This is a genomic window from Algibacter sp. TI.3.09 (assembly GCF_038154905.1).
Lineage (GTDB): Bacteria > Bacteroidota > Bacteroidia > Flavobacteriales > Flavobacteriaceae > Algibacter.
This window is the reverse complement of sequence record NZ_JBAKAN010000001.1, coordinates 506,385-525,747: the sequence shown is the minus strand read 5'-3', so window position 1 is coordinate 525,747 and position 19,363 is coordinate 506,385. Positions and strand designations below refer to the sequence as shown.

The 19,363-nt window shown below is 32.4% G+C and carries 16 protein-coding genes and 1 tRNA gene; 4 read left to right on the top strand and 13 right to left on the bottom strand.

Going from position 1 to position 19,363, the window contains the following annotated elements; genetic code table 11:
• The 7 genes from V6246_RS01955 to pabB all read right to left on the bottom strand — a co-directional run bounded on the left by V6246_RS01955 (position 1) and on the right by pabB (position 9,627).
• The gene (locus V6246_RS01955; protein WP_341558726.1) at positions 1–1,029 is read right to left on the bottom strand and encodes an XdhC family protein; all 1,029 of its coding nucleotides are present in this window, start codon (positions 1,027–1,029) and stop codon (positions 1–3) included.
• A gap of 21 nt (positions 1,030–1,050) precedes the next feature.
• Complete coding sequence (locus V6246_RS01950; RefSeq protein ID WP_341558725.1) at positions 1,051–3,252, bottom strand: xanthine dehydrogenase family protein molybdopterin-binding subunit; 2,202 nt, start codon at positions 3,250–3,252, stop codon at positions 1,051–1,053.
• Positions 3,253–3,289: 37 nt separating this feature from the next.
• Positions 3,290–3,751 (bottom strand): (2Fe-2S)-binding protein, encoded by a 462-nt coding sequence (locus V6246_RS01945; protein ID WP_159020070.1) that lies wholly within the window; start codon positions 3,749–3,751, stop codon positions 3,290–3,292.
• 260 nt (positions 3,752–4,011) lie between these two features.
• A complete protein-coding gene (locus V6246_RS01940; RefSeq protein ID WP_341558724.1) occupies positions 4,012–4,971 on the bottom strand; it encodes a YheT family hydrolase in 960 nt (319 codons plus the stop codon).
• Positions 4,972–5,113: 142 nt separating this feature from the next.
• Positions 5,114–6,733 (bottom strand): adenine deaminase, encoded by a 1,620-nt coding sequence (ade, locus tag V6246_RS01935; protein ID WP_341558723.1) that lies wholly within the window; start codon positions 6,731–6,733, stop codon positions 5,114–5,116.
• A 63-nt stretch (positions 6,734–6,796) separates the two neighbouring features.
• Positions 6,797–8,107 carry a tRNA lysidine(34) synthetase TilS gene (gene tilS, locus V6246_RS01930; RefSeq protein ID WP_341558722.1) on the bottom strand — a complete coding sequence of 437 codons (1,311 nt, stop codon included), beginning with the start codon at positions 8,105–8,107 and terminating at the stop codon, positions 6,797–6,799.
• 227 nt (positions 8,108–8,334) lie between these two features.
• Positions 8,335–9,627: an aminodeoxychorismate synthase component I gene (gene pabB, locus V6246_RS01925; protein WP_341558721.1), complete on the bottom strand. Its 1,293-nt coding sequence runs from the start codon at positions 9,625–9,627 to the stop codon at positions 8,335–8,337.
• Between the two features lie 135 nt (positions 9,628–9,762).
• Between pabB and V6246_RS01920 the strand changes: the two genes are divergently transcribed.
• Entirely contained in the window at positions 9,763–10,650 is an 888-nt protein-coding gene (locus tag V6246_RS01920) for an aldose 1-epimerase family protein (RefSeq protein ID WP_341558720.1), read from the top strand.
• A 102-nt stretch (positions 10,651–10,752) separates the two neighbouring features.
• Complete coding sequence (locus tag V6246_RS01915; RefSeq protein WP_341558719.1) at positions 10,753–12,105, top strand: DEAD/DEAH box helicase; 1,353 nt, start codon at positions 10,753–10,755, stop codon at positions 12,103–12,105.
• Between the two features lie 67 nt (positions 12,106–12,172).
• On the opposite strand, the gene V6246_RS01910 is transcribed toward V6246_RS01915, so the two are convergent.
• A complete protein-coding gene (locus V6246_RS01910) occupies positions 12,173–12,724 on the bottom strand; it encodes an NUMOD4 domain-containing protein (protein ID WP_341558718.1) in 552 nt (183 codons plus the stop codon).
• Positions 12,725–12,924: 200 nt separating this feature from the next.
• Positions 12,925–13,332 carry a MotA/TolQ/ExbB proton channel family protein gene (locus V6246_RS01905; RefSeq protein WP_341558717.1) on the bottom strand — a complete coding sequence of 136 codons (408 nt, stop codon included), beginning with the start codon at positions 13,330–13,332 and terminating at the stop codon, positions 12,925–12,927.
• A 190-nt stretch (positions 13,333–13,522) separates the two neighbouring features.
• Here V6246_RS01905 and V6246_RS01900 point away from each other — a divergent pair, with 190 nt between their 5' ends.
• Positions 13,523–14,572 (top strand): sensor histidine kinase, encoded by a 1,050-nt coding sequence (locus V6246_RS01900; protein WP_341558716.1) that lies wholly within the window; start codon positions 13,523–13,525, stop codon positions 14,570–14,572.
• Positions 14,573–14,574: 2 nt separating this feature from the next.
• Positions 14,575–15,291: a LytR/AlgR family response regulator transcription factor gene (locus tag V6246_RS01895; protein ID WP_341558715.1), complete on the top strand. Its 717-nt coding sequence runs from the start codon at positions 14,575–14,577 to the stop codon at positions 15,289–15,291.
• A 49-nt stretch (positions 15,292–15,340) separates the two neighbouring features.
• On the opposite strand, the gene V6246_RS01890 is transcribed toward V6246_RS01895, so the two are convergent.
• The 4 genes from V6246_RS01890 to V6246_RS01875 all read right to left on the bottom strand — a co-directional run bounded on the left by V6246_RS01890 (position 15,341) and on the right by V6246_RS01875 (position 19,315).
• Positions 15,341–15,414 (bottom strand) — tRNA-Arg (locus V6246_RS01890).
• 347 nt (positions 15,415–15,761) lie between these two features.
• On the bottom strand, positions 15,762–17,180 hold the full coding sequence (locus V6246_RS01885) for a hybrid sensor histidine kinase/response regulator (protein ID WP_341558714.1): 1,419 nt from the start codon (positions 17,178–17,180) through the stop codon (positions 15,762–15,764).
• A 10-nt stretch (positions 17,181–17,190) separates the two neighbouring features.
• Positions 17,191–17,586, bottom strand: coding sequence for a response regulator (locus V6246_RS01880; RefSeq protein WP_042494815.1), 396 nt, complete (start codon positions 17,584–17,586; stop codon positions 17,191–17,193).
• Between the two features lie 4 nt (positions 17,587–17,590).
• Entirely contained in the window at positions 17,591–19,315 is a 1,725-nt protein-coding gene (locus tag V6246_RS01875) for an ATP-binding protein (RefSeq protein WP_160491505.1), read from the bottom strand.
• Positions 19,316–19,363: the final 48 nt, after the last annotated feature.

Sequence of the window (19,363 nt, the reverse complement as noted above, 5' to 3'; positions counted from 1 at the left end):
CTATTCCTGAGCATGAATGCGTCCTGATTTCTTACTTAAAGACATCGGATTTTGATTCCTAACAAGAGCTAAAATTTCCGAAACAATAGAAATGGCGATTTCCTGAGGTGTTTCTGCTCCAATATTTATTCCTGCTGGCCCATGAATAGCATCTAAAAAAACATCTGATATTTCTGGAGTATACTCCACAAACTGATTTAATAAATCTTCTCGCCTACGTGATGGACCAAGTAAGCCAATATATACCGGATTCGTTTCTTTTAAAGCAACCAAATGTCTTAAATCGGTCGCAAAATTATGAGTCATTAAAACTACAGCCGTTTGGTTATCTATTTTACTAACATTCAATTGTTCTGGTGAAACTGCATAAAATGTTTTCGCTCCAGGGAAATTTTTAAGTGATTTGGGTTCTAATGGTCCTGTAATTATAGACACCTCCCAACCTGTTAATGATGCATATTTGCATAATTGAACCGCATCATGTTCTCCACCAATAATTATTAATTTAAACCTTGGCGGCATAGTTTGTTTGAAGACGGATAATGATTCTGATTTTGATAAATTTTCTTTTTCTTCGGAAATAGGAAACACTGCGTTATTTTCAAATTTCACGAACGAACCAATTCTATCGAAAACACCTTCTTTTTTATTAAAATATGAAATGATTTCAAAAGAATATCTTTCATCAATACACTCATAAAACATATCTAGAAATGCATCAGAAAATTGAATAGGCTCTATTAAAATATACAAAACACCTTCACAACCTAAGCGATATCTACCATCATAAGTCATCATTTTAGCTTGTCCTGTTTCAAAAACAGAAGCCGATTGTCTTAATATTTCTTTCTCCACACAACCACCACTTACAGCACCAACCATGCCTCCTTTTTCATCGATAAGCATTCTTACTCCTGGCCTGCGATAAGACGAGCCATCGAGCGCCACTACAGATGCTAAAACGGACTTTAAATTGCGTTTTTTAGCTAGCAGCGCTTCATTAATAATGTCTATAAATTCGTGTGTCATAAAAAGTATGAGTAATACACTTTATCCTAAAACTTTTTCTTTAGGCTTCAAGTTATTTACAAGCGGTTGTTTATTAATTCTATTTCCTGTGGCCGCATAAATAGCATTAGCTACAGCAGCACCAATAGGTGGTAGCGTAGGTTCTCCCAATCCTGTTGGATCGATATCACTTTCAATAAAATGCACATCTACTTTTGGCGTTTGCCCCATTCTAATCATCTGATAACTATCGAAATTATTAGATTTAGGCACACCATCTACAAACCCAAAATCAGCATACATAGCATGGCCAATACCATCCAAAACACCTCCTTTTATTTGGTTCATTGCTCCAAACGGATTAACCACAATACCACAATCTACGGCACAGGTAACTCGTTTAACACTTGGCATACCATCTTCCATGGTAATATCTGCAACTTCCGCGACATGCGTATTGTGGCAGTAATAAACAGAAAGACCTTGAAAAACACCTGCTTCGGTTTTACCCCAATTCGATTTTTCAATAGCCAATTGCAACACACCTTGTAATCGCTCCGGACTGTATTCTATATTAGCATCTGGATTATTTTTAACATTATCCAATAAATCCATGTGCATTTGCACACGATCTATGCCTAATTCTTCTGCTAACTCATCAAAGAAGCTTTGTTCTGCACTTGCCAAAAAGTTGGTATATGGCGCTCTCCAAGCTCCTGTGGTAATATTACTTTTATAATTTGCGGTATCTACTTGATAGTTTTCAATCGCTCCTGCTGGAAAAAAGTTAGGTATTAAACCATACATATTTCCGTTAATAGAAGCTTCTTTTAAATGATATCCCGTTATTTTTCCACTTTTAATTGAAGCTGATATTTTATATTTCGAAGAAGGACGATATACACCCATCGTCATATCATCTTCACGAGAAGACACTAATTTTATTGGTTTTTGAATTGCATTAGAAATCTCGGCAGCTTCATAAACAAAATCACCATACAATCGGCGTCCAAAACCACCACCCATTCTCGTCATATCGATACTTACCTCTTCAAGATCTCTTTCCAATAAATCGGCAACCACTTGAGCAGCTGCTTCCGGCGTTTGCACGGGCCCAACTAAATGCACTTTTTCGGGAGATACATTAGCAAAGAAATTCATAGGTTCCATGCAGTTATGAGGTAAAAATGGTGACTCATAAACACGTTCTAGAATCTTATCGGCATTTGCAAAAGCTTGTTTTACATTTCCATCTTGTCGTCTAGTCTTAAATTTATTTCCTTCCAATAAATCTAATAGAACTTTATCATGAGTTTCAGAATTCTCAAGAGCAGTTTCGGTTTTCCAAACAGCCTTTATGGCCTTCTTTCCCTTCATGGCATCCCAAGTCGTTTTCCCTATCACAACCACTTTATCCGTGCCACTCATTGGCATTGTCCAGCTATTTTTTCCGCTATCTTTATAGGTTCTTACTTTTTCTCCAATAGTAATTACATCGACCACTCCAGGTAAAGCCCTGGCTCCAGAATCATCAAAAGATTCTAAAATTTGACCAAAAGCAGGCGGCCTTAAAACTGTTGCATAAAGCATCCCTTCTTCTTTATAGTCTAACCCATAAAGTGGTTTGCCTGTTATAATTTTATCAATATCAACATTCCCTTTTCCTTGGCCAATAATAGTAAAATCTTTAGGGTCTTTTAAAGTTACATCTTCTGGAACTTCAAGCACTGCAGCTTCTAAAACTACATCACCATAACCAAGTTTATCTCCTTTAGTGTTAGTAATAACACCATTTTTAACAGAACATTCTGAAGCATCAACGCCCCATCTTGCAGCCGCAGCATTAACCAACATTTGCTTTGCTGTGGCTCCCGTTTGGCGCAAAGGCTCCCAACCAAAACGAATAGACTGGCTTCCACCAGCTACTTGCCGTGTATAATTTTTTGTATCCAAAGGTGCTTGAACCACGTAAACATCTTCCCAAAGCACATCTAATTCTTCTGCGATAATCATCGGCATCGATGTTTTCACTCCTTGACCAATTTCTGGGTTAGGTGAAAAAATAGTTACTTTTCCTTCTTCGGAAATTTTAATAAACGCATTAAAATCATTGTAATTTAAAGCGCTTAAATCTACAGGAAGTTTTGCTTCAGGCTTACAAGCATTGAATAAATTAAAACCTATTATCATACCACCACTAGCTAAAGCCGATGATTTTAAGAACGATCTTCTACTGAATGTCATTTTTTTTGAAGGTGCCATTTTGTATATATTAGGTTGATTAACTTAATTTTTCTGAAGCCACTTTTACTGCTTCCTCAATACTATTGTAAGCTGCACATCTGCAAATATTCCCATGCATGGCATCTCGTATTTCAGTTTGTGAAGGACTAGGATTTGTTTTCAAAAAAGCCGAAGCTGTCATAATTTGTCCTGCTTGACAATAACCACATTGCGGAACGTCAACCTCTTTCCAGGCTTGTTGAACCGGGTGATCGCCATATTCAGAAAGCCCCTCAATGGTCGTTATATTTAAACCTTCAGCTTGAGAAATTTTCAACAAACAACTTCTAGTCGCGTTACCATCTACATGCACTGTACAGGCTCCGCATTGCCCAATACCACACCCAAATTTAGTGCCCACAAGATTAATTTTATCTCGTAACACCCACAATAAAGGTGTATCAGCATCGGCTTCGACCGTATGTTTTTCGTTGTTAACTTTTAAGTTGAATGTTGGCATGATTTATATTTTGGTATTAAGATATTAAAAATACAATGAAAATGTTGCGAACTTATTATTTTAACATGGGATTAACCGACTCTAAGCTATCTCTCCTTCCTACTATTTTATCCTTTTAAAAAATGATATTTTAGAAAACTGGCAAAATAATGACGTAATTATCAAATGTAAAAATATTGTTTAGTCTTTAATGTATTTGAATATTAGAAAGCAATAGCCTCAAAAAATTGACAATACGAGCTGATTTGAAAACCTAAAAGTTATCCTAAACTATTAACAAATTCTAAAGCGCGTTGCTCGTTATAATAAATATTGTTTTTAGAAATAAAACCAACATGACCGCCATGCTCAGGCATTTCTAAAAATAAATTCGGATTGTTTTTTGCTTCTTTTACAGGATAACATTCAGGAGATAAAAACGAATCATTTAATGCATTAATAATTAACGTAGGCGTTTTTATATTTGGTAGAAATTGTCGGCTGCTACTTTTTTCGTAATAGTCCGCAGCATCTACAAATCCGTGTGCTTTTGAGGTATAAACATTATCAAAATCTCTTAACGTTTTAATAGAATTAAACGTTTCTAAAGACATTTCATTTGGAAATTTTTCCATTTTTAATTTTAAAGACGCTTTTAAATGACTCAAAAAGCGACTCGCATAAGCACTATTCTTCAACCTATGTAATTCTACACAGGCACCATTTAAATCGCAGGGTGCGGAGATTGCGATGGCAGCTTTAACTTCTGTTGGAACATGATCGCGTTCACCTAAATATTTTAAAATAATATTAGCTCCCAAACTAATCCCTTTAAGGTAGATGGTTTCATATTTTTTTTCTGAAATAAGATGTTGAACAATATCAACCAAATCTTCAGTAGCACCAGAATGATAACTTCTAAACTTTGTATTAATCTCGCCAGAACAACCTCTAAAATTAACTGATACTGCATCTATTTCATTCTCATTAAAAAGCTTTGCAGCACCCGTTAAATAAGGACGTTGTGCATGCCCTTCTAAACCATGAAGCAACACAATACAGGCTTTAGATTTTTTAGGAGAAAAGCTCCAATCTAAATCTATAAAATCACCATCGGATAATGTTAAACGCTCACGTTCTTGAGATATAGAAACTCTACGCACAAGCCCAGAGTAAATTGTGGAAATAAATCCATTTTTAAAAAAGAATTTTGGTTTGTAAGTATCGGTTATTACTGGCATTTTTTATGTTCTGTACTGTTGGTTGTGTGACTTTCTTTATGTGATTTCTCCTGAAGTCGAAATGACTTTACTTGATTATTTCACCTTCTTTGTTCTGTTTTCTCTACTCTATTCTCTCTAACCTATTAACGTTATATAAAAACTAAATTTCTAGTGATGTAAATTTAAAATCTTTACCATTAAACAACCCTTTATCGCTTAATTTTAAAGACGGAATGACTAACAATGCCATAAATGAAAGCGTCATGTAAGGCGCATTTAAATTAGAACCCAATTGTTTCGCCATAACATCAAGATCAGCATATTGTTTACCAATAGTTTCACCATCTTTATCGCTCATAATTCCTGCAACAGGTAAGGATACTATTTTTTCTTCGGAAGCAGTAACTGCACAAATACCACCTTTATTTTCTATTAGTAAATTAACCGCTTTGCAAATCATTTCGTCTGAAACTCCAACAGCAATAATATTGTGAGAATCGTGACCAACCGATGATGCTATAGCGCCTTCTTTCAATCCGAAGTTTTTAATAAATGCCATGGCTGGTTTTTGATCGTTGTAGCGATTAACAACCGTCATTTTTAAAATATCTTTTTCGGTATTTGAAACAAGATTACCGTCTTCAATTAACGAATGTTCAATTAATTCATTGGTTACCAGTTGACCTTCTAAAGCTTCAATAACTCTTATTTTATCTGATGATGACGCGACTTTAAAATCTGAAATTTCTTTTTTAGTACAGTTGAAATTATTCAAATTTGTAAAAGAAACTGGCTTAATTAACGACTTACCGTTATCTGAAACCAATTCACCATTTATATAGGTTTGAAGTGTTTTAAAATCTTTTAAATCTTCTACCACAATACAATCGGCAACATCATTAACTTGCAACAAACCAACATCCAAATTATAATGTTTCACTGGGTTTACGCAAGCCGCTTGCAATACTTTAAAAACATCGATGCCTTTGGCAACGGCTCTTGCACATAATTTATTAATATGATTAAGAATTAAATCGTCAGGATGTTTATCATCACTACAAAACATCATGTTTTCGAAATATTCTGGTAATAAATCGATTAAAGCTTCAAAATTTTTGGCTGCACTTCCCTCTCGAATTAAAATTTTCATACCTTTTTGAAGCTTCTCTAAAGCTTCATCATAAGTAAAACATTCGTGATCTGTAGAAATTCCCGCTCTAATATATTTTGAAACATCGTCACCTCTTATACCCGGTGCATGTCCATCAACAGGTTTGTTAAAATATTTTGCCCAAGCTATCTTTTTCATAACTTCATCGTCATTAAATAAAACGCCAGGATAATTCATCATTTCTGCCAAATATTTAATATCTGGATTTTCTAAAAGGATTTTGATATCATCGGAATCTATAACAGCTCCAGCCGATTCAAAAGTTGTTGCAGGCACACAAGACGGTGCTCCAAAGTTAAATTTAAACGGTACTTTTTTTCCGTTTTCAATCATAAACTCTACACCTTTTACACCTAAAACATTGGCGATTTCGTGCGGATCGGAAACTGTTGCAACAGTACCATGAGTTACAGCTAAACGCGCAAACTCACTAGGCACTAACATAGAACTTTCTATATGTATATGTGCATCTACAAAGCCAGGAAGGATGTAATGATTAACATTATGTTCTGCTTCTGTTATAGATGAAATTTTACCGTTTTCAATGGTGATCTCACCTTTATAAATACGCTTATTTTCTATATCGACTATTTGGCCTTGTAATATCATGACTTATATGTTTTGATAGTTTTGTTAACACTCCAAAAGTTATTTTAGAATAAATTGAACAAACTATTGTAATGTAATTTTTAAAATATTTTTAGTGTTTTCGGTAACCTTAAAACGATTGTCTGCGCGCCTATTTACAACCCAAACAATAGCATTTTTAGAGCATAACACCCAAACCTGCTCCTTATCTAAAAGTGATAGTTTCTCATCTTTTAAATATTTGCTAATTTTCTTTTTACCCGACATCCCTAAGGGATGAAAAAAGTCGCCATCTTCCCATTTTCTTAAAGTTAATGGATATTCTAAAGTATCAGCATCGACATAAATAACCTCACTTCGCTTTCCAAAAATAGCATCGGCTTCATCAAAAAATAATGTTCCAAAAGGTGTTTCCACCTGTTTTCCCTCTTTTGAAATTAAAATACTTTTTTCTTTTTCGTTATTAATTTCACTTAATAATAAGTGTTCTCTATTTTTAATTAAGCGGTGTGTTGCAGAAAACAATTGCTTTCCAGATTCTGCATCGAGTAAGTTTAAAACATCATTCCATTCGGTAAATCCATAATCTTTAAAAACTTCGAATAAATACGCTTTTGGGTTTCTTAAGTTTTTAAATTCTGAAATTTTAAATACCGTTTTATCATTATCTTGAGAAACAATGGCCTTACTTAAAAGATTATCCAAACTATCTTTTACAAGATCCGTGGTGTCGTTTAAATTACTAAGCGTTGTTTGAAAGCTTTGTAATAAACTCGGGTTTATTTCTTTTAAAATCGGTATTAAATTGTGGCGCAATTTATTACGCACATATTTAGTAGAAGCATTACTACTATCGTCTCGCCAAGCGATATTATTTGCTTTGGCATAATGCTCGATAGCTTCACTAGAAAATGGTAATAACGGACGAACAAAAATAGTATTGACTTCAGGAATCCCCGTTAACCCCTCTAAACCTGTACCTCTAGTAAAGTTTATTAAAAAGGTTTCGAGATTATCATCGGCATGATGTGCTGTTAAAATATAATCGAATTCTAATTGATTTGCTAAATCTTCGAACCAATTGTAACGTAACTCTCGAGCTGCAATTTGAATGGATTGCTTCTTGCTTCTAGCATAATTTTCGGTGTCAAAATTTTGAACAAAAACTTCTAAATCTAATTGTTCAGCTAACTGTTTTACAGATTCTTCATCGCCATTACTTTCTTCTTCTCTTAAATGAAAATTACAATGTGCTAGTGCTATATTAAGTTTTAATCGATGGCATAAATGTGTTAAAACAACGCTGTCGATTCCTCCAGAAATAGCAATTAGGATTTTGCTTTCGTTTAAAAATGCAAGATTTTTATTGATATGGTTTTGAAGGTTTTTAAGCATGTTTCAAATTTAGTGTTTATTTTGATTATTCGTAAAGATTTACAGAGCTTATAAGAAGTAAAAAGAAATCAATTGCGCAAATAAACCATTGTTTAAAGCTGTTCAAAACCTAACGGATATACGCGCAAGGGATTGAACGGTTTATTTGAAATCCTGCTTGTTTTCCTAAAAAACAAGCAGATTGAGTAGTGAAAGCCCGACCCTTTTCGGGTTGCGCCCAAAGTAATTTAATTCTCTAAAACGGTGCGCATAGCTTTGGCTTTTACTAGACATTCTTCGTACTCCTTAAGCGGATCACTTTTTGCTGTAATGGCACCACCAACGGAGTAAGACACGTATTTTTGTGTGGCATTATACAAAATGGTACGGATAACCACATTGAAATCGAAGTCGTTTTCGGGTGTAAAATAACCGATGGCTCCAGAGTATAATCCGCGTTTGGTAGCTTCGAGTTTCTCGATGATTTTCATGGCAGATATTTTTGGTGCGCCCGTCATACTCCCCATCGGGAATGTACTTTTTAGAATGTCTACTGGGTGCGTTTCTGATTTTACTTCGGAAGTAACCGTGGAAATCATTTGATGTACTTGATCGAAGGTATAAATTTTGCAAAGCTCCTCTACTTTAACACTTCCTTTTGTGGCCGTTTTTGAAAGATCGTTACGTACTAAATCCACAATCATAATATTTTCGCTTCGCTCCTTTTCGTCTGCAATTAAGTTGTTTTTCAACTCATTATCTTCGGTTTTATCTAAAGATCGTTTTGCTGTACCTTTTATAGGTTGCGAAATAATATGTTGACTTTCTTTTTTGATATAACGCTCTGGCGAAGCACTTAAAGCAAATTTATCGTAAAGTTTTACGAAAGCTGCAAAAGGTGGTTTTGAAATCGCATTAAGCTTATTATAGGTTTCTAAAGGCGAAATTTGGGTGTTTTCGGCATAAAATTCTTGACAAAAATTGGCTTCGTAAATATCGCCACTATGGATGTGATTAAGAAGCGTATTTACTTTTTCGAAATACTCATCCTTATGTATTTTAAGCTTTATTTTTATGTTGTTTTCTTCAGGGTTTGTAAAGACTTCTTGAGCATTTAGAATCTCCTCTAAATCGGTTTGAATCTCATCATCTACAAATTTTAAATACTGAATTTCAACTTGATTATCTTTAAATAAAAATATTTTTTTAGGTTGAAAAAAAGATAAATCGGGAAACTTTAAACCGTCGGTATTCTGAGATTTTAGAGCCTCTACATCGTTTTTTAAATCGTAGGTTAAATACCCAAAAACCCAATCGTTTGCTAAGGTTTGATATTCTTTTAGTTTTTCGAAACCATCGTGATAATCGGTTTGAATACTTGTAAAAGCTTCTACCGCCAAAATAGCATCGTAACTAGAGTATTGTTGCTCGTATTGATTGGAATCTAACCAAATAACTTCGTCGAATTGTTGACTCCAAATCAATAATTGATTTTTAAAATCGGCGGCATTTTCTGGATTATAAATTTGTTTTGTTCTCAAAAGGGAATTTAATAAGCTATTTTTCTTGTTCTAGTATTCTAGATCTATTCGATTAAAAAATATTATTCTGTAAAGTTAATGAGTTTCCATAAAAAAATGTAAATTTTGTCCATAATACCAATTTTAAAAATAACTATGTACACTTTACAGAATAAATTACTTAAAATAGCCATTAATAAAACGGGAGCCGAACTAAGTAAAATAACATCGGTTAAGAACAATACTGATTTTATGTGGGATGGTAATCCTGATGTTTGGAGTGGTATTGCGCCAAATTTATTTCCAATTATTGGTGCTCTAAAAAACAACACTTACACTTTTGAAAATAAAAGTTATAGCTTGCCTAAACATGGTTTTATTAGGCATAGTAACGACCTAGAAATTACAGAACAAACAGAAAACAGCATTACTTTTAAACTGACTTATAACGATGAGTTATTGAAAATATATCCGTTTAAATTTGAATTTTTTATCTCTTATACTTTAACAGAAAATACGCTTGAAATAAAACATACCGTTAACAATATTGACGATAAATCGCTCTATTTTTCTCTAGGCGGTCACCCTGCTTTTAAATGTCCTGTTTTTGAAAATGAAACTTATGAAGATTATTTTTTAGAATTTGAACATGCCGAAAATTCAAAAACGCATTGTATTAATATGGAAAACGGTTTAATTTCATCTAAAACCGAACCTGTTTTTGAAAATACAAACATGTTACCGCTAAAGCATGATTTATTTAATGATGATGCCCTTGTTTTTAAAGATTTAAAATCGAGACGTGTAAGTTTAAAAAGTAAATTGAATGGAGAAATACTAAATGTAAACTACCCAAACTTCCCGTACTTAGGTATTTGGGCCAAGCCAAGTGGAGATTATGTTTGTATTGAACCTTGGTTAGGCATTGCAGACAACGAAAACACAAATCAAGATTTTATTACAAAAGAAGGTGTTTTAAAACTAGATTCTAAACAAAGTTTTACAGCAAGTTACCATATTGCTATTGCAAAAGCACATTTATAATAAACACTTAAATGACGGATAAACTCAGCTCTTAAAACAACAAGTTTTCAATTAGCTAAGGTTCTAAAAAATAGCTTAACTTTGCCGCTTAAACTTACCATTGTGACTTTTCAAGATTTAAATTTAAATACACCATTATATAACGCTCTAGACGATTTGGGCTTTACTACGCCTACACCGATACAAGCAGAAGCTTTTAACGTTGTTAGTTCGGGTAAAGACGTGGTTGGTATTGCGCAAACAGGTACGGGTAAAACGTTTGCCTACATGTTACCTATTTTGAAAAATTTAAAATATTCAATGCAGGAAAACCCGCGTGTTTTGGTTTTAGTACCAACGCGTGAACTTGTTGTGCAAGTTGTAGATGAAATTGAAAAATTATCTAAATACGTTAATACTCGCGTATTAGGTGTTTATGGTGGTACTAATATTAATACGCAGAAAAGAGCTATTGCTGAAGGTATCGATATTTTAGTTGCCACACCAGGCCGTATGTACGATTTGGCTTTGAGCCGTGTTTTACAACTAAAATCTATTCAGAAATTAGTGATTGATGAAGTTGATGTTATGCTAGATTTAGGGTTTAGACATCAATTAATTAATATTTTTGATATTCTACCTCCTAAGAGACAAAACATTATGTTCTCGGCTACGATGACGCAGGATGTTGATGTTTTACTTAACGATTTCTTTAAAAATCCGGAACGTGTTTCTATTGCTGTTTCTGGTACTCCTCTAGAAAACATTAAGCAAGAGCGCTACAACGTCCCTAACTTTTACACTAAAGTAAACTTGCTTTCTCACTTATTGAGAGATACAGACAAATATAGTAGAGTTTTGATATTTGTGGCTTACAAACGTATGGCAGATCGATTGTTTGATCAATTAGACGAAATTTTTCATGATGAACTTTGCGTTATTCACTCTAATAAAACACAAAATTACAGACTTAGAAGTATTGAGCAATTTAGAGAAGGACATAACCGTATTTTAATTGCAACCGATGTTATGGCGCGTGGTTTAGATATTGATAACGTATCTCATGTTATTAACTTTGATACGCCAGATTTCCCTGAAAACTATATGCACAGAATTGGTAGAACTGGTCGTGCTGAACGTGAAGGTGAATCTTTATTATTGTCTACTGTAAAAGAAACGGTGCTAGTTGAACACATTGAAGCTTTAATGAATATGCAAATTCCTGTTTTGGAAATACCCGAAACTGTTGAAATTTCTACAGAGCAAATTGATGAGGAACGCGCAGAAATTAAAGAACATTACAATCCTATAAAACGTAAGGATGAAGATGCTCCTGGACCTGCTTTTCATGAGAAATCTGAAAAGAACTCTAAAGAAAATTTAGGCGGATCGTACAAATTTAAAATTGCTGCGAAATATAAAAAACCTAAAACACGTGGTGATAAAAACTACAATAAACGTAACAAGAATAAATAAGGTTAACGCCTAATTATAAAGAATAAAATAAAAAGAGGTTAGCTAAAAAGTTAACCTCTTTTTATTTTCAATAATCTGTTACATGTTTCCAGTTTGCACCAGAAGCTACGCGATATACTTGCATTTCTGAAATCCCGAATTGTTTCGCTATCATTTTAATGCGTGTACGCCGATTAGGGTCGTTTACTTTTCTTCTAATTAATCGAACCCGACTTTCAGTAAGTTTAGCATAAGACCGGTCTATTTTTCTGTTTTTATAGTTTTCACCAGAATATTGGTGAACTTCCTTTTCGCGTTTTGTTGCCCACTTTAAATTATCGATATGATTGTTTTCCTTATCATAGTCCAAATGAATAACATAAATTTGATCGTCTTCTTTTTCTAAAAAGTGCTGTGCAACCAGTTTATGGATATATCGACCTGTACTTTTGCCATTTACGCGCTGCTTTAAAGAAATACTAGGGTAACCATTTGTAAGCGACAATTTAACTAGTTTCTCTTGGTCGTGTTTGCAATTAATTAACCGACCATAATTGGAAATCTTGTAGTTTTCAAATTCGGCTATTTTGTCATCAAAAACTACGTGTTTCCATTTTTCTAATGGATAATCACGTATCATATTTTAATATTTAGTTAAGGTTAACTACAATATAAAATTTATTTTCGTAAATACATCATTTTACACACTTAATTTACTTACAATCAAATAGATAAATTCTTACGAAACAGTTGATGATAAATTATTCTCGCTTTGATAAAAAAAAGAAAACCCCCATTTAACTATTGTAAATGGAGGTTTAAAATATTTTATTTTTAATCTTATTTCGTTCGAAGTGCTTTTAAAACTATAATTCCAATTCTTATTAAAATAAAAGTAACAGTACCGAATACGGTTGTTAAAAAAGACACTTTAAGTCCTGCAGCGAGCATTCCGGAAGAAATACTCCCCATACTTTCTATAGCATCAAAAGCGGTGATTAAACCAATTATGGACCCTAAAAAGCCAAAAACTAATCCTAATAAGCTCGCTTCAGAAGCTAAACTCGTCATTTTTATAGATTTTGATTCATCTTTTTTCAAATTTACAAAAGCCTTGATAATAAAAAATAAGGCTAGTAAAAAGCAAATTAATATTAGCGACATAAAAAGTGGCCCGCCTTCCATAAAGCGATCGACAAAAACATTTGAGACTAAAAAAGTTGACAATAAATACATAGAAATTTTCATAATTAATAGTTTTAATTTAACATATCGCAAACCTAGTCGCTTTGGCCAAGCTACAGGATAAAATGCGATGGATTGCTAATTTAGCACCTGTTATAACTTTTGGTTAAATCCCCAACAGAATCAGTTATCTATCTATAAAATACCTTTAAAAATCAAAAATATAGTATTATTGTAAGGCTACAACAAAGGTATGATAACAAAAATAATATTAAATAAAATTGGGCAAGTGTTGCTACACGCTATCTTTTGGTGTGGTGCGCTCCTATTTTACACCTATTTTTTTGGTTTTAATAGCGCCGATTTTAATTATGTATTATCGTTTTCTTTGTTTTTAATGCCAATAACTATTGCCACCACTTATGTTTCGATATATAAGCTTATTCCAGATTATTTTGTAAAAAAGCGATATGCTCTGTTTGGCTTATACAGTTTGTACACCTTTATAATTTCGGCATATTTAATTGTAGTTTCTGTTTTTTATGGTCTCATTTATTTATCAAATTTTCAGTTTAACAATATGGCACCTATCAGCAAAAGCTTGTTGCTAGTTGGTACTGCAGTTTATTTGGTTGTTATAATTGTGAGTGCCTTTAAATTATTAAAATTGAATGCAAAACACAGCAATGAAACCAAAAAACTTGAGACTAAAATTTTAGAAACTCAACTAAAATTAAAGGAACAAGAGTTAAACTACTTAAAAATGCAAATCCATCCGCATTTTTTATTCAACACCTTAAACACGCTATATGGTTTTGCTCTAAAAAAAGCAGACGAAACTCCAGATATGATTTTAAAACTATCCAATTTGTTAGATTATTTGCTCTATCAAACCGATAAACCTTTTGTTTCTTTAACAGAAGAAATACATCATATTGAAGATTATATTGCTTTAGAGAAAATGCGTTTTAATAACACCCTAAATATTAATTTTAAGACCAGTACAGTTTCCGAAGTATTAAAAATAGCGCCCATGTTATTACTTCCTTTTGTAGAAAACAGCTTTAAACATGGCGTTATAAAAAATGGCGAATTATCTATAAATATTGATTTACGTTGTGATGAAAATAAAATACACTTACAGATTGTAAACACAGCTTCTAAAGCTATTTCATCTAAAAATGGTATTGGGCTAGATAACATAAGAAAACGATTGGATTTACTGTATTTAAATCAATATGAATTAAAAATTGATCAAACTGACAATCTATTTACAGTAAACTTAAACCTGAACTTAAATTAGGTATGGAGCAGCAGAACAACATTTCGTGTATTATTGTTGATGATGAAAGTATTGCTAGAGACGTGATAGCTAATCATCTTTCTAAAATTAATAACATAGATATTGTTGCAAGTTGCAGTAACGCTATTGAGGCCTTTAATTATTTAAATAATCATAAAATTGATTTGGTGTTTTTGGATATCAATATGCCAGAAATATCAGGGATTTCCTTTGCTAAATCGATTAACAAAGACATCAAAATTATTTTCACAACAGCCTATCGCGATTATGCTGTTGAGGGATTTGAATTACAAGCTGTAGATTATTTACTAAAACCTATTTCATTTAATAGATTGCTACAAGCTGTTACCGCATATTTTGATACTCACACGACTGCTAACAGCTCTAAAACTCCAATATTAGAACAGCATGGCTTTATGTTTGTAAGAGCAGACAGACGCATGATTAAGGTCGATTTCACTTCTATACTATATATTGAGAGTTACAGCGACTATATAAAAATTCATTTAGAAAATGAAACGATTGTAACACGCGAAACTATAAGTGCTATTGAAGCTAAATTACCTAGTGATGCTTTTTTAAGAATACATAGATCGTTTATTATTGCGCTAAAATCCATTACATCTTTCACTAACGAAGAAGTCACCATCAATAAAACATCTTTAACTATAAGTAGAAGCTACAAAAAGGATGTTTTAAAGGTTCTTGAGAAATTTTAAAAAAACCTTTATAAAACAAAAAAGCTTCACATTTCTGTGAAGCTTTAAGTGAGCCCTGAAGGATTCGAACCTTCGACCGCCTCCTTAGAAGGGAGGTGCTCTATCCAGCTGAGCTAAGAGCCCGTAGTTTTTATGTTTCTACGAAAACATTGTATTAATAGAGATTTTCTATTTTCTACAATTTATATTAATTGGTTAAATATTTAATAAATAACCTTAATTTCAATATCTAATTTAAGAACTTAAAAGTAATGGGTTTTACTTTATCGGCTGCAAATATATAACTTATTAGAGTTCTAACAAATAAAATTTACTTTTTATTTTAAATAAATTCTTTATTTTAAATTTCAATAAATCTTCTTCATTTTATTCTTCAACTAAATTAAATAGTAACATACTGAAGTACAGAACATTTTATCTATTTATATAAATTTTAAGATTTTTAACACTCAAAAAAAAATATAATTATTTTATTTTTTTTTGAGTTCATTTTTAAATTCGGCTGGTGACTTTATGATATTTTCACAATTATTTCTGATCATTTCGTTATTTACATCATACAATGGAATTGTGAAAAAGAAAGAACTTCCTTCTCCTAAAGTTGAATCTAGCCATATATCACCTTTTAAAAGATTAACCAACTTTTTTGCAATAGTTAATCCTACTCCTGCCCCTTCGTAAGGTCTGTTTAAATCACTATTAACCTGAGTAAAACTTTTAAAAATTAAATCCTGATATTTTTTATCAATACCAATCCCCGTATCTGACACAAAAAATACAATATACTTTTGTTCATGTTTTTCGCAAATTCTAAACCCATAATTTATTGTACCATTTTCCGAAAACTTAATGGCATTCCTTAATAGGTTAACCAAAATGTTGGTAAGCTTTAATTTATCGGTATAAATGGTTAAGTTTTTATGAATTTCTGGTATTACTAAATTAAAATCTATGTGTTCCTTTTTTAATCGTTCTAAATAAATCTTCATGTTCCCATGAATTTCATTCATAAAAACACCTAAATCAATATCCTTAATGTTGACTTTAGTTTTCCCGGATTCAATAAGAGAAACATTAAAAAGATCGTCAATTAATTTAAGTAAATGCTCTCCGCTATTATTTATTATTTGTGTGTACTCAATAACCTCATCCATAGATGTATCTCGATCTACCAAACCAGATAAGCCTATAATTGAATTAAGAGGTGTGCGTAACTCGTGAGACATGGTAGATAAAAATTCCGATTTTAATCGATCACTTTCTTCTGCATTGTCTTTAGCAATCGTTAAATCAAGGGTTCTCTCTTTAACAAGGTTTTCTAAATGATTTCTATAGGTTTCTAATTCCTTATTTTGAAGTATAATTTCTTGCTGCTTTTCTAGAAGCAAAATGTTATTATTTTTTAGCTCTTGTGTGCGTAACTGTACTTTGTTTTCTAGAGAAGCACTTAGCTCTTTAAGCGCTTCATTTTGAACTTTAAGTTGATTTTCTTGATCGTAACTTTTAAGCGCTTGCTTTACTGTTAATACAAGATCATTAGTATGCCAAGGTTTAGAAATATAACGATATAAACCAGCGTGATTTATAGAGTTTATAACCCCTTCAATAGTTGCTTGCCCAGTTAATAATATATTTAAGGTCTCAGGGGATTTACTATGAAGATTCATTAAAAACTCATCCCCTTTCATAACTGGCATGGCGTAATCTGCAATAACCACTTGTATTTTATAACCTAAGCTCATTAAGTTCTCGATAGCCTCTAAAGCTTCAGTTCCCGACTCTGCAGTTTCTATAATATACTTATTACCGAACGCATTTTTCAGCTCGGTTTTTAAACTATTTAAAACGATTTTTTCATCATCGACACAAAATATTACATCCTTTTTCATTCGCTGTAATTTAAGTTAATTGCAAACCAGAATCAATACATGAAAATAACTCAGACCGAACCCAAGGCTTTTTAATGCATTTATATAAATCTGCTTCATCTTCCGTTTTCTTAATCGATTTATAGTCCGCATGACCTGTTAACATTATTTTTAATGCATTAGGATACATCTGGTGTACTTTAATTAAAAATTCATCACCCTTTATAACCGGCATTAACCAATCGCTAATTATTATTAAATTGGTGCTTAAATCTAGTTCTAAATCTTCAATAATATCTAAAGCTTCTGTTGCACTTTCGGCAGTTTCATATAGAAATAAGTTACCGTAATTCTCTTTTAACTGCGCTTTAATACTATCTAGTATAATTTTTTCATCATCGACACATAATATTACATTTTTCTCCATAGTATTATTGTTGTGGTTTTATAGAATCTTCATTGTTACTACCTGCTATTGGTAGGTAAACACTAAAGGTTGTTTTTCCTGGTTCGCTTTGTACTTCAATTTTTCCGTGGTGCTTTTCTACTATTCGTTTTGAAATATCCAAGCCTATACCTGTACCTTCACCTGTTGGTTTAGTACTAAAGAAAGGATCGAATATTTTATCAATTTCATCTTTAGGAATACCTCGTCCGCTGTCACTAATTGAAACTACAACCCAATTGTTTTCTGTGTATGTTTTAATAGTTAATTTACCATTAAGCTCCATGGCATAAATGGCATTATGTAAAATATTGGTCCATACTTGATTTAATTCATCATAATAGCAAAGAATCTCGGGTATTTCCTTGTATACTTTTGCTACTTCTATACCTTGTTTAATTTGGTTGTTGTATAAAATTAAAACACTTTCAATGCCTTCTGTAACATCTGCTAAAACCTGCTCTTCGTAATTATTTACTCTAGACGAATTCTTGAGTGCAAAAACTACTTTTGAAGCCCTGTCGGCTGCAAATTCAATATTTTCTGTACTTCTTTGTAATCCTGTAATTTTATAAGCTGTTTCTATAATTTTTTCAGAATTTTCGTTTTGCAATAAGTCTAAATAGTTTTCTACATTTTCTACTACCATCATATCTACAAAAGTATCTGCAAATGAATAGGCATTTTTAATATCGTGCTCTTCAAATATTTTAGATATTTTCTTTTTAAGCGATCGTTCTTCTTTTGACGTAAGCATGTGCCTATTTTTAAAAGAATCTTCAACTAAATTTAAGAAGTTTTCCTTTAACTCTTTTGGCAATTCATTTATAAATATAGGATATTCATTTAACACAAAACATAACGTTTTATTGATATTGCCGATAGATGAACGAATGGCTCCAAGTGGTGTGTTTATCTCGTGTGCAACACCAGCAATTAATTGACCAAGTGCTGCCAGTTTTTCTGAATTAATAAGTTTTTCTTGAGTTTGCTTTAAATCTCCTAGAGTCTGTGTTAACTCATTTGTGCGTTGTTTTAAAGCCTCTTCTCTAACATAGATTTGAGATAGCATTTCGTTGTATTCATCAACTAGATCTCCAATTTCATCGTTACCTTGTTTATGCACTCGTAGTTTATAATTTCCTTCTTGAGAAATTTCTTTAGTAGCTTTTGTTAAATTCAATATAGGTTCTGAAAGAACTTTTTGCAACCATGTAGCAAGTATATAGTTAACTAAAAGTAAGCAAACCAATAAAATAGCCATTTTAACTAAGTAGTCATTAATTTTCATGGTTAGCTCTTCGGTAGAAACTCTTAAATAAATGGTTCCCGCAAATTCTTCATCGCTAAATATGGGTTTAGAAACACTTAAATGATCGTCTTCAAACTTATTCCATGAGCCTTTTACAAAAGTATTAGAAACGGGAATTTTATTGCCATTTTTGTAATATTCCGCAAAAACCTCATGTTTATCATTATAAACTATGCCAACCTCTAGCGAAGGAATATTTTGCAATTTGCCTAGCGTTTCTGTTGCACTTTCTGACACATCAAAAACCAAAGGCACAGCACAATAATCGCCAACGAGTGTAGCGTTAATTATAGTATTATTCTTCATATCTTCCTTAAAATCATCTATATTACTATAGACAACATAAGAAAAACCTATCAATAGAGAAGACAACGATACTAACTGAATAATCAGCATCATTTTAACTTTAATTGATAGATTTTTAAAGATCATAATTTATATAAATTA